The organism is Ferrimonas balearica (genome assembly GCF_019802085.1).
GTDB lineage: Bacteria > Pseudomonadota > Gammaproteobacteria > Enterobacterales > Shewanellaceae > Ferrimonas > Ferrimonas balearica_B.
Genome location: NZ_JAHVHV010000001.1, coordinates 398,769 through 412,282 on the forward strand (window position 1 = coordinate 398,769; position 13,514 = coordinate 412,282).

Annotated in this window: 13 protein-coding genes; 12 read left to right on the forward strand and 1 reads right to left on the reverse strand. The window is 64.7% G+C overall.

Translation table 11 applies throughout. The features are described from left to right. The first annotated feature begins 129 nt into the window (after positions 1-129). A complete protein-coding gene (locus KUV81_RS01840; protein ID WP_222542137.1) occupies positions 130-882 on the forward strand; it encodes an META domain-containing protein in 753 nt (250 codons plus the stop codon). Between the two features lie 61 nt (positions 883-943). On the opposite strand, the gene dusC is transcribed toward KUV81_RS01840, so the two are convergent. Beyond that, on the reverse strand, positions 944-1,876 hold the full coding sequence (dusC, locus tag KUV81_RS01845) for a tRNA dihydrouridine(16) synthase DusC (protein ID WP_222542138.1): 933 nt from the start codon (positions 1,874-1,876) through the stop codon (positions 944-946). Between the two features lie 221 nt (positions 1,877-2,097). Here dusC and KUV81_RS01850 point away from each other — a divergent pair, with 221 nt between their 5' ends. The 11 genes from KUV81_RS01850 to adk all read left to right on the forward strand — a co-directional run bounded on the left by KUV81_RS01850 (position 2,098) and on the right by adk (position 13,364). Beyond that, the gene (locus KUV81_RS01850) at positions 2,098-2,472 is read left to right on the forward strand and encodes a hypothetical protein (protein ID WP_222542139.1); all 375 of its coding nucleotides are present in this window, start codon (positions 2,098-2,100) and stop codon (positions 2,470-2,472) included. Positions 2,473-2,542: 70 nt separating this feature from the next. After that, positions 2,543-3,379 carry a DUF692 domain-containing protein gene (locus tag KUV81_RS01855; RefSeq protein ID WP_222542140.1) on the forward strand — a complete coding sequence of 279 codons (837 nt, stop codon included), beginning with the start codon at positions 2,543-2,545 and terminating at the stop codon, positions 3,377-3,379. Continuing rightward, positions 3,376-4,110, forward strand: coding sequence for a DUF2063 domain-containing protein (locus tag KUV81_RS01860; protein WP_222542141.1), 735 nt, complete (start codon positions 3,376-3,378; stop codon positions 4,108-4,110). The genes KUV81_RS01855 and KUV81_RS01860 overlap by 4 nt, the downstream gene beginning before the upstream one ends. Before the next feature lie 463 nt (positions 4,111-4,573). Further along, a complete protein-coding gene (apt, locus tag KUV81_RS01865) occupies positions 4,574-5,119 on the forward strand; it encodes an adenine phosphoribosyltransferase (protein WP_222542142.1) in 546 nt (181 codons plus the stop codon). A gap of 109 nt (positions 5,120-5,228) precedes the next feature. Further along, positions 5,229-7,658, forward strand: a complete 2,430-nt coding sequence (gene dnaX / locus KUV81_RS01870; protein WP_222542143.1) for a DNA polymerase III subunit gamma/tau — start codon at positions 5,229-5,231, stop codon at positions 7,656-7,658. A gap of 75 nt (positions 7,659-7,733) precedes the next feature. Beyond that, entirely contained in the window at positions 7,734-8,063 is a 330-nt protein-coding gene (locus KUV81_RS01875) for a YbaB/EbfC family nucleoid-associated protein (protein ID WP_222542144.1), read from the forward strand. Next, complete coding sequence (gene recR / locus KUV81_RS01880; RefSeq protein WP_222542145.1) at positions 8,063-8,662, forward strand: recombination mediator RecR; 600 nt, start codon at positions 8,063-8,065, stop codon at positions 8,660-8,662. Before KUV81_RS01875 ends, recR begins: the two co-directional genes overlap by 1 nt. Positions 8,663-8,850: 188 nt before the next feature. Beyond that, positions 8,851-9,702, forward strand: coding sequence for a hypothetical protein (locus tag KUV81_RS01885; protein ID WP_222542146.1), 852 nt, complete (start codon positions 8,851-8,853; stop codon positions 9,700-9,702). Positions 9,703-9,785: 83 nt separating this feature from the next. Further along, positions 9,786-11,693 (forward strand): molecular chaperone HtpG, encoded by a 1,908-nt coding sequence (gene htpG / locus KUV81_RS01890; protein ID WP_222542147.1) that lies wholly within the window; start codon positions 9,786-9,788, stop codon positions 11,691-11,693. Positions 11,694-11,749: 56 nt separating this feature from the next. Then, a complete protein-coding gene (locus KUV81_RS01895) occupies positions 11,750-12,598 on the forward strand; it encodes a co-chaperone YbbN (RefSeq protein ID WP_222542148.1) in 849 nt (282 codons plus the stop codon). A 121-nt stretch (positions 12,599-12,719) separates the two neighbouring features. Next, positions 12,720-13,364, forward strand: a complete 645-nt coding sequence (adk, locus tag KUV81_RS01900; protein ID WP_222542149.1) for an adenylate kinase — start codon at positions 12,720-12,722, stop codon at positions 13,362-13,364. The last annotated feature ends 150 nt before the right edge of the window (positions 13,365-13,514 follow it).

The following is a 13,514-nucleotide window of genomic DNA, read 5'->3' on the forward strand; positions in this document are numbered from 1 at the left end:
GGGCTTTTTTATTGGCTTTTGTGATCCCCTTCACGGCGTCAGCCGAACTCCGACGAAACCATCGAGCCATTGCCAGGCTCTTACTGCTAGGCTAATTTCTTTAACCTTCTCAAAAGACAGGGAATCATCATGAAACCCATTGCTTTGGCCTCCCTGGCCCTGGTACTGACCGGCTGTGCGGCCACCGACACCGGCCCCTCACCCTACGAGGGACAATGGCGCATCGGTCAACTCAATGGCGAGGCCCTGATGCCCACTCCGGGCCCGGCCAAGCCCACCCTGACGGTGACCGGCGAACAGCTGAGCACCAGCTTTGGCTGCAACCAGGTCAACGGTGCCTGGCCCGCTCAGGGGCAGCCTTTTGGCCCCCAGATGAGCACCCGCATGGCCTGTCCGGCGCCGGTGGCGAAGATGGAGCAGGATTACGGGGCCCTGATGGCCAGTGCCGACGGCTACCGCATCGAGCACGGCCGCCTGCAGATCCTCTCCGGCGGCCAGGTGGTGCTTCAAGCCTACCGCGACGTGCCCGGCAGTCAGTTCGCCGCCTGGAGTGGTCAATGGTCCCTGGCCAAGATCGACGGCATCGACAGCATTCAGGGCCTCTACGACGGCCGTCCGCCCTACCTGGTGCTGGAGATGGAGGAGGGGCGCGCCAATGGCAACAGCGGCTGCAACCAGTTTTTCGCCTCCGTGGTGCCCGCCGGGGATGCCCTCTGGCTGCAACAGGCGGGGATGACCCTGGTGGCCTGTCCGGACAACCTGGCCCGTCAGGAGCAGGTGATGATGCAGCACTTTGCCGAGGCGGATCGCACCGTGGAGCAGGATGGCAAGCTGCAGTGGTGGAAAGGGGAGACCCTGCTGCTGGAGTTCGAACGCCAGTAAGCGCATCAAAAAGGCCCCGCACTTGCGGGGCCTTCCTTTTTAGAGCCGGGTGTTTCTTAGCTCAGGCCGCCTCCAGCAGGGCGATGATCTCCTCACTGCGCTTTAAGCGACGCAGCGGCCCGAACAGGGCGTCCGCCTCCGGATAGGCCTGGCGCAAAAAGCCAAACCACTGTTTGATGCGATTGGGAAAATAACGCTCCTTGTCGCCGCTGACCTCCAGCGCCACGTACTCCGTCAACACCCCTTGGATCGCACTCCAGCTCAGGGGAGCCACGTCGTTTTTCACCACCGCCGCCAGGTTGGGCACGCTCAAGGCACCCCGACCCAGCATGAGATCGGTGCAGCCGGAGGCCTGCTGGCAGCGCTGGCCCGCGGCGAAGTCGGTGATCTCACCGTTGGCGATCACCGGGATCGACAGTGCCTGGGCCACCGGGGCGATGGCGGCCCACTTGATCGCCTCGGCCCGGTAGCCGTCCGCCTTGGTGCGGGCGTGGATCGCCAGCTCGTTGGCACCGGCGGATTCGATGGCCTGGGCGATCTCCATGGTGCGGCTGTGGCAATCCCAGCCCAAGCGAATTTTGGCGCTGAGCACCTGATCCGAGGGCACCGCCTGGCGCATCGCCTGAACGATTCGGTAGATAAGCTCCGGTTCTTTGAGCAGCACGGCGCCGCCCTTGGAGCGGTTCACCGTCTTGGCCGGGCAGCCAAAGTTGATGTCCACCCCGGGGGAGCCCAGCTCGATGGCCCGGGCGGCATTGTGGGCCAGCCAGTCCGGATCCTGGCCCAGCAGCTGCACCCGCACCGGGGTGCCGTTGCGGGTCTTGCCGCCGCGTTTGAGCTCCGGGGCCAGGCGGTAGAACACCTTGTCGGAGACAGGCTGGCTCACCACCCGGACGAACTCGGTGACGCAGAGATCGTAGGGGTTGAGTTCGCTCAACAGCTGGCGCATCCGGTGGTCCAGTACGCCCTCCATCGGCGCCAAAATCACTCGCATAGTGGTGTGTCAGCTCCTGGCTGGGTCGGGGGGCGGCAAGTGTACCAGCTTCGTCGCCCTACACCATATCGGCGGTCAAAAAAAGAGCAAAAAGGTGGCGAGTAAAAAAAATGTTGTTATGGTGTGAAATGAAGACGCCGGGCGTGGGGTCTTCTTTGCTGAGCCAGGGTCAAACGGCCGCTGGAACGAACATTGGTTTCAACCGATTGAAGGAACACATGATGAAAACTGTTAAGAAAACCACTGTTGCCGCCGCGTTGGGTGCCCTGGTCGTTGGCGGAACCATGGCCGTGGGCAGCGCTCAAGCCAACCCCTTCTCCATCGACGATCTGCAGGCCGGTTACCAGATCACCGGCGACAAAGGCAGCGAAGGCAAGTGCGGTGAAGGCAAGTGCGGCGAAGGTAAAGGTAAGGAAGGCAAGTGCGGCGAAGGTAAGTGCGGCGAAGGCAAAGGCAAGGAAGGCAAGTGCGGCGAAGGCAAGTGCGGCGGCGAAGGTAAAGGCGGCGAAGGCAAGTGCGGCGAAGGGAAGTGCGGCGGCGAAGCCAAAGGTAAAGAAGGCAAGTGCGGCGAAGGGAAGTGTGGCGGCAGCGCCTAAACCCCGGTACGTTACTTGAAGTAAGGCTGGCTTCGGCCAGCCTTTTTGTTGCAACACGAAGGAGCAGTGTATGGCCGAGGTTCAGGGTGCCGGATTGGGATTGCGACGGGAGATGGTGGAGGGACTGGTCCGGGACGGGATCCCGGAGGCCATCGGCTTTATGGAGGTGGCCCCGGAGAACTGGATGCGGATCAATCCCCGCCTCAAGCGCCAGTTTCGCCAGCTGACCGAGCAGCGCCCCTTCGTCTGTCACGGCCTGTCACTCTCCATCGGTGCTCCGGCGCCGCTGGACACCGACTTCGTCAAGCAGGTCAAAACCTTCCTGGATGAGCACGACATCGCGCTCTACTCCGAGCACCTCTCCTACTGCTCCGGCAATGCCCACCTCTACGATTTGATGCCCATCCCCTTTACCGAGGCGGCGGTTCACCACGTGGCCCAGCGGGTGCGGGTGGTGCAGGAGATCCTGGAGCGGCCCCTGGTGCTGGAGAACGTCTCCTACTATGCCGCCCCGGGGGCGGAGCTGGACGAGCTGACCTTCCTCAAAGCGGTGCTGGAGGAGGCCGACTGCCAGCTGCTGCTCGACGTGAACAACATCTACGTCAACAGCGTCAACCACGGCTACGACGCCTCGGCTTTTCTGCGGGCCTTGCCCAGCGAACGGGTGCGCTACCTGCACGTGGCCGGCCACTACAACGAGGCGGAGGATCTTATCGTCGACACCCATGGGGCGGCGGTGATTGATCCGGTCTGGCAGTTGCTGGCCCAGGCCTACGAGGACCACGGGGTGCACCCCACCTTGCTGGAGCGGGATTTCAACCTGCCCCCGATGAGCGAGCTTCTGGAGGAGGTGGCCACCATCGCCGGTTACCAGAGGGCGGCCGAGCCGAGGAGGGCTTCGGCATGAGCGAGTTTACCCAGGTGCAGCAGGCCTTCATCGATTACATCCGTGCCCCCGAGGCGGGCACGCCCCCCAAGGGGACCGACGCTCGCCATATGGCGGTCTACCGGGAGCTGTTTTTCAACAACGTCTCCGGCTTCGTCAACAACGCCTTTCCGGTGCTCAAAAGTCTCCACGCCCCGGCCCGCTGGCAGCAGCGGTTGCGTCACTTCTTTGCCGAGCATGACTGCCACAGCCCGCTGTTTGTCGACATCGCCCGGGCCTTCCTGGAGTACCTGGAGGGGCTGGAGGAGGCGGACTGGCCCTTCGAGGCCGAGCTGGCCCAGTACGAGTACCTGGAGCTGTGGGTGGACACCCAGGAGGCGGTGACGGATCAGCCGACGCTGAGCGCCATAGCCGACGACACTCCCCTGTGCCTCTACCGCGCTTCGGCACTGGGCACCTACGACTACCCGGTGCAGTGCATCAGTCCAAGCCACCCCGAGCCCGAACCCGAGCCCACCTTCCTGCTGCTGTATCGCGATGAGGCAGAGGAGGTGCAGTTCAGTCAGCTTAATCCGCTCACCACCCAGCTGCTGATGCTGGTCTCCGAGCAGCCCGGGGTGACACCGGATCAACTGCGCCAGAGCATGGCGGCGATGCTGCCGCAGATGGACCCGGCGGCCCTGGCCGCGGGACTGTCCCAGATCCTTGAGCAGATGGCCCAACGGGGCATACTGCGCCTGGCGAAAAAATAAGCCCTACTCCCAGGGGGTGTTTGTGTGACCTGCGTCACGCTAGAATGCCCGCGCACATCAACCTGGGAGTATGACAGTCGTGGCTGATAACAATTTCAAAGAACCTTTCAACCTGTTCCATTTCCTGGGCCTGCTGGCGGTCCTGCTGATCCCGACCCTGCCGGCCACCCTGACCTGGCTGAAGATCCTCGGCTCCTAAGCCGCTTGGAAGCCGTCTTGAGGCGGCTTCCATCCCCCACCCTGTGATCCACCGCACCCCTTCGCCAGCAACGACTGAGTTACACTGACCCCTTGGTGGGCAGGTACACCGGAGAGAACGGCGCGGCCCGGACGCGGTTGCATCCCCCCGGCAAGCTGCTTAAGCTTAGCCCCCATATCGCTTCGGCGACGCAGTCCAGGAAGGCCGACGCCACTGGGCTTTTTTGTGTCGTGGCTGTGGCCACCCAAGAGACCCGATTACGCAATGAACCAAGCATCACTGGCGCTGATCAAAGACAGCATCAAAGCCATTCCCGATTACCCCAAGCCGGGGATCCTGTTCCGTGACGTCACCTCCCTGCTGGAGGACGCCGAGGCGTTTCGCCTGAGCATCGATCTGCTGGCGGAACACTACCGCGACCAGGGGTTCACCAAGGTGGTGGGCACCGAGGCCCGCGGCTTCCTGTTTGGCGCCCCCCTGGCCCACCAGCTGGGTCTGGGCTTCGTGCCGGTGCGCAAGCCCGGCAAGCTGCCCCGCGAGACCGTGGCGGAGTCCTACGAGCTGGAGTACGGCCAGGACACCCTGGAGATGCACATCGACGCCATCGAAGCCGGCGACAAGGTGCTGGTGGTGGATGACCTGCTGGCCACCGGCGGCACCATCGACGCCACCGTCAAGCTCATTCGCCGCCTGGGCGGCGAGGCCACCGACGCGGCCTTTATCATCAACCTGCCGGACCTGGGCGGCGAAACCCGCCTCAAGGCCCTGGGGCTGAACGTCGTCACCCTGTGTGAGTTCGAGGGCGAGTAAGTCCCTGCGCACAGGAAAAAGCCGGGCATCTGCCCGGCTTTTTCGTACTTGGCGGGCCCTGTGTTAGCATCCCAACATCAGCACCTTTGCCCTCACTTTGAGGAGAGACATGTCATATCAGGTACTGGCGCGCAAATGGCGCCCGGCCAGCTTTGATCAGGTGGTGGGCCAGGAGCACGTCCTCAAGGCCCTGACCCACGCCCTGGAGCAGAACCGCCTCCACCACGCCTACCTCTTTACCGGCACCCGCGGCGTGGGCAAAACCTCCATCGCCCGCCTGCTGGCCAAAGGCCTCAACTGCGAGACCGGCATCACCGCCACCCCCTGCGGCCAGTGCAGCCATTGCCAGGAGATCAGCGAGGGGCGGTTTGTCGATCTGCTGGAGATCGACGCGGCGTCGCGCACCAAGGTGGACGACACCCGGGAGATCCTGGACAACGTCCAGTACCAGCCGGTGCGGGGCCGCTTCAAGGTCTACCTGATCGACGAAGTGCACATGCTCTCCCGTCACAGCTTCAATGCCCTGCTCAAGACCCTGGAGGAGCCACCACCGCACGTGAAGTTCCTGCTGGCCACCACAGACCCGCAGAAACTGCCGGTCACCGTGCTCTCCCGCTGCCTGCAGTTCAACCTCAAAAGCGTCACTCCGGCGCGGATCAGCGCCCACCTGGCCAAGGTGTTGGCGGCAGACGGCATTGCCTGCGAGCCCGCGGCGCTGGATCTGCTGGCCCAGGCCGCCGATGGCAGTGTCCGGGACGGCATGAGCCTTACCGATCAGGCCATCGCCCACGGTGGTGGTGCGCTGAAGCTGGGGGCGGTTCAGGCGATGCTGGGCACCCTGGATACCGGTTACGCGTTGCGTCTGCTGAAGGCCCTGGCCCAGGGGCAGGCTGAAGCCCTGATGGCGGTGCTCGATGAGATCGACGCCTTCGCCCCGGATCACGATGATCTGCTTAAGCAGATGGCGGCCCTGCTGCACCAGGCGGCGCTGTGCCAGTTCAACCTGCGGGCGGCGGACCTGGGCGAGCAGGGGGCCGAGGTGCAGACCCTGGCCCAGGCACTGGACCGGGAGCAGGTGCAGCTGTGGTACCAGATGCTGACCCAGGGGCGTCAAGACCTGGCCCTGGCCCCGGACCCGCGCAGCGGTTTCGAGATGGTGCTGCTGCGGGCCCTGGCCTTTGCCCCTGTGGAGGCGGCGCCGCCCATGGCGGCGCGCCAGCCCCAACTGAACCACCCGGTATCCCCGGGCGCTGTGGCGCCCGTGGCCCAGCCGGTTGAGGCGAAGCCCGAAACCAAGCCCGAGCCCAAGCCCAAGCCGGAGCCCAAAGCCGAGCCGGCCCCAAGTGTGGCACCGAGCGAGGCTGCGGCGGCCGCCGCCGCGCAACAGCCTGAGAAGGTTGAACCCAAGGCCGAGGCGGTTCAGCCTCAGCAAGAGACGGCCCCTCAATCGGCTCCGGCCCAAGCGCCGGTGGTGCCGGACGAGGCCGCTGAGCTGGCCCAAGAGCAAAGCGCCATCCTATCCGCCGCCGAAGCGGGGCAGGGCAGGGTGGCCGACCCCATCCCGATGCCCCAGGAGGAGCTGGCGATGCTGGCGGAGCAGGAGATGATCCTGGCCCAGGCCGAAGCGGAACGCGGTGCCCCCATGGAGTCCCCCCTGCCGAATGAACCCCGCCCGGCCCCGGTGGCCGAGGCCGCCCCGTCTGCGGCGAGCGGTGCCGGGATCCAGGGGTTGCTCGAGCAGGCGCTGTCCAACCAGCGCAATATCCAGGCCCGGCTGAAAGCCGCGGAGCCCAACGACCCAAAGCCGGAGGCGGTGACGGTCGCGCCCAAACCGGTCACCGCGACCCCCAAGACCAAAACTGAGGCGCCGAGCCCGGCGGCCACGCCGGTCAATGACGAACTGGACCGGCCGCCCTGGGACACCGATGAACCGGTAACGAGCGCGGCTGCCGCGCCCAGTGAACCCGCGCCGAAGACGCCCGAGGCGCCGCAAGCGAAGACCGGCCAAGCACCTGCGCCGGCCGCTGAGGCCGCGCCGCAACAGCAAGCGCAGCCCAAAGCCGAGCCCGCCCCGGCCGCCTCGGTCCCGGCCACCCCGTCCGAGACCGCCGAGGAGCAGGCCCCCGGTGGGCGCCCGGTGGCGGCCAACGAAGCCGACGCCCTCTGGTACCAGACCATCAGCCAGCTGGGGATCGGGGCCCGCCCCCGGCAACTGGCGATCAACTCGCTGTTGGAGCGCGAGGGCGAGGCGGTGACCCTGCATCTGCGCAGCGAGCAGCGCCACCTCAACAGCGAGGCGGTGATCGGCCCGCTCAAGGAGGCGATGGAGCGGGTGTGGCAGCAAGGGATCACCCTGAAAATCGTGGACGCGACCCTTAAGGGGCGCGAGACGCCACTGGAGATCCGCCGGCGCCTGCACCAGGAGCGCCTGGCCCAGGCCAAGGCGGATCTGCTGCAGGATCCCGTGGTCCAGTGGCTACAATCGGAGTTTGACGCCCGGCTTATCGAAGAGTCGGTGAGTTATCAAAACCCCGGCTAGGGCCTTGTCCGGGCCGGCAGTTGCGGTAACATGTGCAGCCATTCTTGGCACTTATCCAGTTAGAGAGACCGATATATGTTTGGTAAAGGCGGTATGGGTAACCTGATGAAGCAGGCGCAGAAGATGCAAGAGCGCATGCAGCAGGTTCAAGAAGAGATTGCCACCATGGAAGTCACCGGCGAAGCCGGTGCCGGTATGGTCAAGGTCACCATGAACGGTGCCCACAACGTGCGTCGTGTTGAGATCGACGAGAGCCTGATGGAAGACGACAAAGAGATGCTCGAGGATCTCATTGCCGCCGCCATCAACGACGCGTCCCGTCGCATCGAAGAGGACCAGAAGACCAAAATGGCCGAGGTGACCGGCGGCATGAATCTGCCCCCGGGCATGAAGCTGCCCTTCTGATGAAATTCAGCCCCCTGGTCGATGACCTGATCAAGGCGCTGCAGTGTCTGCCCGGCGTGGGGCCCCGCTCCGCCCAGCGCATGACCTTCCAGCTGCTGGAGCGGGACCGGGTGGCCGGTGCCCGTCTGGGCGAGGCCCTGTCCGAGGCGATGCGGGACGTGGGCCACTGTCAGGACTGCCGCACCTTCACCGAGAAGCCCCGCTGCCCCATCTGCGACAACCCCCGTCGCGCCGAGAGCGGGCAGCTGTGCGTGGTGGAGTCCCCGGCGGACCTGCTGGCCATCGAATCCTCCGGCCAGTACGACGGGCGCTACTTCGTGCTGATGGGGCACCTCTCCCCCCTCGATGGCATCGGCCCCGATGACATCGGCCTGGATACCCTGGATCAGATGCTCCAGGGGGGCCAGTGGCAGGAGCTGATCCTGGCCACCAACCCCACGGTGGAGGGCGACGCCACCGCCCAGTACATCGCCGACATGGCCAAGGGGCTGGGGATCCGCGTCAGCCGCATCGCCCACGGCGTGCCGGTGGGCGGCGAGCTGGAGTACGTGGACGGCACCACGCTGGCGCTCTCATTTAGCGGTCGACGCGATCTCTAAATCATTGAAAAAAGGCACAGTTCTGTGCCTTTTTACTTTTCCATAACTTATCCACAGAAAATACCCAACCTTATCCGTTGCCCGCCCGGGACACTGGCGATAATTTGAGCCTTCTGCGTCGAAGCGGTGAAGTTTTTTCGACCGAGTTGCGAGTCAGCTGTTTCACTTTCCAGAACGAGGAGCGTGTGATGGGCGATGAGTGGTTAGGGCAGGTCATCGAAGGGGCGTACGACGCCGCGGTTGAAGGGGGATGGTACGACTGGCTGAACGGCCTGCGACGATCCCTGGGGGGCAGTGGGGCGGTTCTGGCCCTGCTGACCAAAGGTTCCGAAGCCTACCGGGCGCTGCCCATCGCCTGTGGCGATCCCAGCCTCTCCACCGGCCGGCTGCAACACTACTTGAGCCTCAGGCACAGCGATCCCTGGTACCAGCAGGCCCGTCGCCAGCGCAACCAGGTGGTGATCCTGGACGAAGCCCTGCGCCGCTGCCGCGCCGACACCGAGCTGTCCACGCTGTTCGGTGACATCGATTGCCACTACAGCGTCGGCTCCATCTTAAGCACCGATCACGGTCACCACCTGCTGGGCCTCTACCGCGGGGCGGAGCAGAGTGATTTCTGCCCCGGCCAGCTCAAGGCGATCGAACTGGTCAGCCGCCATCTACGCCAGGCCATGGCCCTCACCCCCTTTCTCCACGAACGCATCGCCTCACGCCTGGCGGACAGCCGGCTGAGCCACCCGGAGTGCCCCCAGGCGGTGGTGCGCGCCAATGGCACCCTGGCCTTTGCCAACGCCGCCATGGAGCACTACCTGTGCGACAGGCACACCCAGCTGAAGTTTCGTCGCGGCCGTCTCGGGGCCCGTCAGCCCCTGCTGCAGCGTTTGCTGGACCGGGCGCAGACCCAGGCCTGCCAAACCGAACTGACCCACTGCCAACAGGGACGACTGCCCCTGGGATCGGATACGGTGACCATCACCCCGGTGCCGCAAAGCGTGCTGCCCGGTGCGGCGCTGTGGCAAATTCAGCCGCCCGCCGGCTGATTTTGTGCTCCCCTCTTGAAAAGCGACAGGCCGGCCCCATCTTCAGGACAACGTGGTAATTTTCTGTTTTTCAGGAGACATGCATGTCCGCTCAACAAGAGACTCACGGCTTTCAAACCGAAGTATCCCAGCTACTGAAGCTGGTCACTCACTCCCTCTACTCCAACAAGGAGATCTTCCTGCGGGAGCTGGTGTCCAACGCCGCGGACGCCGCGGACAAGCTGAGGTACAAGGCGCTGGAGCAGGCCGATCTCTACGAGGGTGACGGCCAGCTGCGGGTGCGCCTGTCGGTGGACAAGGACGCCGGCACCCTGACCATCGCCGACAACGGCATCGGCATGACCCGGGACGAGGTGATCGAGCACCTGGGCACCATCGCCAAGTCCGGCACCGCCGATTTTTTCGCCCAGCTCTCCGGTGACGCCGCCAAGGATTCCCAGCTGATTGGCCAGTTCGGGGTGGGCTTCTACTCCGCCTTTATCGTTGCCGACAAGGTGACGGTGCGCAGCCGCGCCGCCGGCCATGACGCCGAGGCCGGCGTGGAGTGGACCTCCGCCGGTGAGGGGGACTTCACCGTGGCCAACATCCACCAGCCCCAGCGAGGCACCGAGATCGTCCTGCACCTGCGCGAGGAGGAGAAAGAGTTCCTCGACGACTGGCGCCTCAAGGAGATCATCACCAAGTATTCCGATCACATCGCCATCCCGGTGGAGATGTGGGAAGCGGGCACCCCGGAGCGCGAAGAGAACGGCGAGACGCTGCCCGCCACCGAGGGCCATTGGAGTGCCGTCAACAAGGCCACCGCCCTGTGGACCCTGTCCAAGTCCGAGATCAGCGATGAGGACTACCAGGCCTTCTATAAGCACGTGGCCCACGACTGGGACGATCCCCTGACCTGGGCCCACAACAAGGTGGAGGGCAAGCAGGAGTACACCAGCTTGCTCTACATCCCGGCCCGCGCCCCCTTCGACATGTGGAACCGGGACAACAAGCACGGCCTCAAGCTGTACGTCCAGCGGGTGTTCATCATGGACGAGGCGGAGCAGTTCCTGCCCCAGTACCTGCGCTTCGTGAAGGGCCTGGTGGACTCCAACGATCTGCCCCTGAACGTCTCCCGGGAGATCCTGCAGGACAACAAGGTGACCCAGTCCCTGCGCAGCGCTCTGACCAAGCGGGTGCTGGGGATGCTGGCCAAGCTGGCCAAGGACGAGGAGAAGTACCAGACCTTCTGGAGCCAGTTCGGCGCCGTGCTCAAAGAGGGCCCGGCGGAGGACATGGGCAACAAGGAGGCGATCGCCAAGCTGCTGCGCTTCGCCTCCACCCACAACGATGAGGCCACCGCCAACGTCAGCCTGGAGCAGTACCTCGAGCGGATGAAAGCCGGTCAGGACAAGATCTACTACATCGTTGCCGACAGCTTTAACGCCGCCAAGAACAGCCCCCACCTGGAGCTGCTGCGCAAGAAAGGCATTGAGGTGCTGCTGCTGTCCGAGCGCATCGACGAATGGCTGATGAGCCACCTGACCGAGTTCGACGGCAAGGCACTGGTGTCCGTGACCCGTGGCGACCTGGGCCTGGAGGACCTGTCCGACGAGGAGAAGGCGGAGCAGGAGAAGCAGGAAGAGGCTTCCAAGCCGCTGCTGGAGCGCTTTCAGGCCAGCCTTGGCGACCAGGTCAAGGAGGTGAAGGTCTCCCATCGTCTGACCGACACCCCGGCCTGCATCGTGGCGGACGAACACGACATGTCCAGCCAGATGATCAAGCTGATGCAGGCGGCCGGCCAGGCGGTACCCGAGGTCAAGCCGGTGTTCGAGCTGAACCTGGACCACCCCCTGGTGCAGAAGCTGGCGGACGAGTCCGACGAGGCGCGCTTCGGCACCTGGGCCCAGCTGCTGCTGTCCCAGGCCACCCTGGCGGAGCGGGGCAGCCTGGAGGATCCCTCCCAGTTCGTGGCCCAGCTCAACAGCCTGTGGCTCGAGCTGAGCCGCTAAACTAGATCAAGGACCCGCAGCCCCGCTTTGGCGGGGCTGCTGATAACGAGAGCCTCATGCAAGAATTCATTGTCGACGTCAACGCCCAGAACATCCAGCAGCTGGTGGAAGCCTCCATGCAGCGCCCGGTAGTGCTGAATTTTCACTCCACCCAGGTGCCGGAGTGCCAGGGGGTCAGCGATGCCCTGACCGCCCAGGCCCAGCAGCGCGTCGGCCAGTTCGTGCTGGCCAACGTCAATTGCGACACCGAGATGGAGCTGGCCCAGTACTTCCGCATCCAGGCGCTGCCCACGGTGCTGATCCTCTCCCAGGGTCAGCCGGTGGACGGCTTTGCCGGCCCCCAGCCGGCGGAGATGATCGCCCAGGTGCTGGAGAAGCACCTGCCGGCGGCCTGGCAGGTCAAGCTGCAGGAAGCCGCTCCGCTGCTGCAGAGCAAGGCCTTTGACCAGGCCCTGCCGCTGCTGCGCGAGGCGCTGGCGGAGGAGGCCAACGGCGAAACCCGCCTGGCCCTGGCCGAGGCCCTGCTGGGACTGAAAAAAGCCGAGGAAGCCGAAACCCTGCTGGCCCAGGTGGGCCTGGCGGACCAGGACAGCCGCTACCAGAGTCTGATGGCCCAGCTGGAGCTGCTCAAAGACTCCGCCGACACCCCGGAGATCCGCTCCCTGCAGGACCGTCTGGCGGCGGAGCCGGACAACCAGGCCCTGGTGGTGGAGCTGGCGGTGCAGCTGCACCAGGCCGGTCGCAACGAGGAAGCGCTGGAGGGGCTGCTGGCCCTGCTGCGTCAGCGGATGGACGCCGCCGACGGCGAGGCGCGCAAAACCTTCCTCGACATCGTCAAGGCCCTGGGCCCGACAGACCCGGTGGCGGCCCGCTTCCGGCGTCAATTCTATGGCTTGCTGTACTGATTTCGACGCAATCGACGGAAATTCCACCAAAGCCTAACGGGCGGGCCCTTCACATGGCCCGCCGGCTATGACAAGATCCCGGGAATTTCCTGATCAGACCGAATTCACAGAGGACAGTCGCATGCGCATTATCTTGTTGGGCGCCCCCGGGGCCGGCAAAGGCACCCAAGCCCAGTTCATCATGGAGAAATACGGGATCCCGCAGATCTCCACCGGTGACATGCTGCGCGCTGCCATCAAAGCGGGTACCCCCCTCGGACTGGAAGCCAAGAAAGTGATGGACGCCGGTCAGTTGGTGTCTGACGAGATCATCATTGGCCTGGTGAAAGAGCGCATCGCCCAGGACGACTGCAAGGGCGGCTTCCTGCTGGACGGCTTCCCCCGCACCATTCCCCAGGCCGACGCCATGACCGAGAACGGCATCGACGTGGACCACGTCATCGAGTTCGACGTGCCGGACGAGGAGATCGTCAAGCGCATGAGCGGCCGTCGGGTGCACCCGGGCTCCGGTCGTGTCTACCACGTGGTGTTCAATCCGCCGAAGGTGGAAGGCAAGGACGACGTTTCCGGTGAAGACCTGGTGATCCGCGCCGACGACGAAGAAGCCACCGTGCGCAAGCGCCTGGCGGTGTACCACGAGCAGACCAAGCCGCTGGTGGACTACTACACTGCGGCGGCCGATCGCGGCGCCAACCAGTACCACAAGCTGGACGGCACCCAGTCCGTTGAGGCCGTTTCCGGCCAGATCGGCGGCCTGCTGGGCTGAGCCGACACCTCGAAAAGGGCTTCCCGCGGGAAGCCTTTTTTGTGCCCGATTGACGGGATTGAGAAATCCGTGAGGCGCCGGGTTTTTTTGTTCCCTGATCCGGTGCTAGTCTTGCTGCGTAATCACCGACAAACAACAAGTTAGTAATCT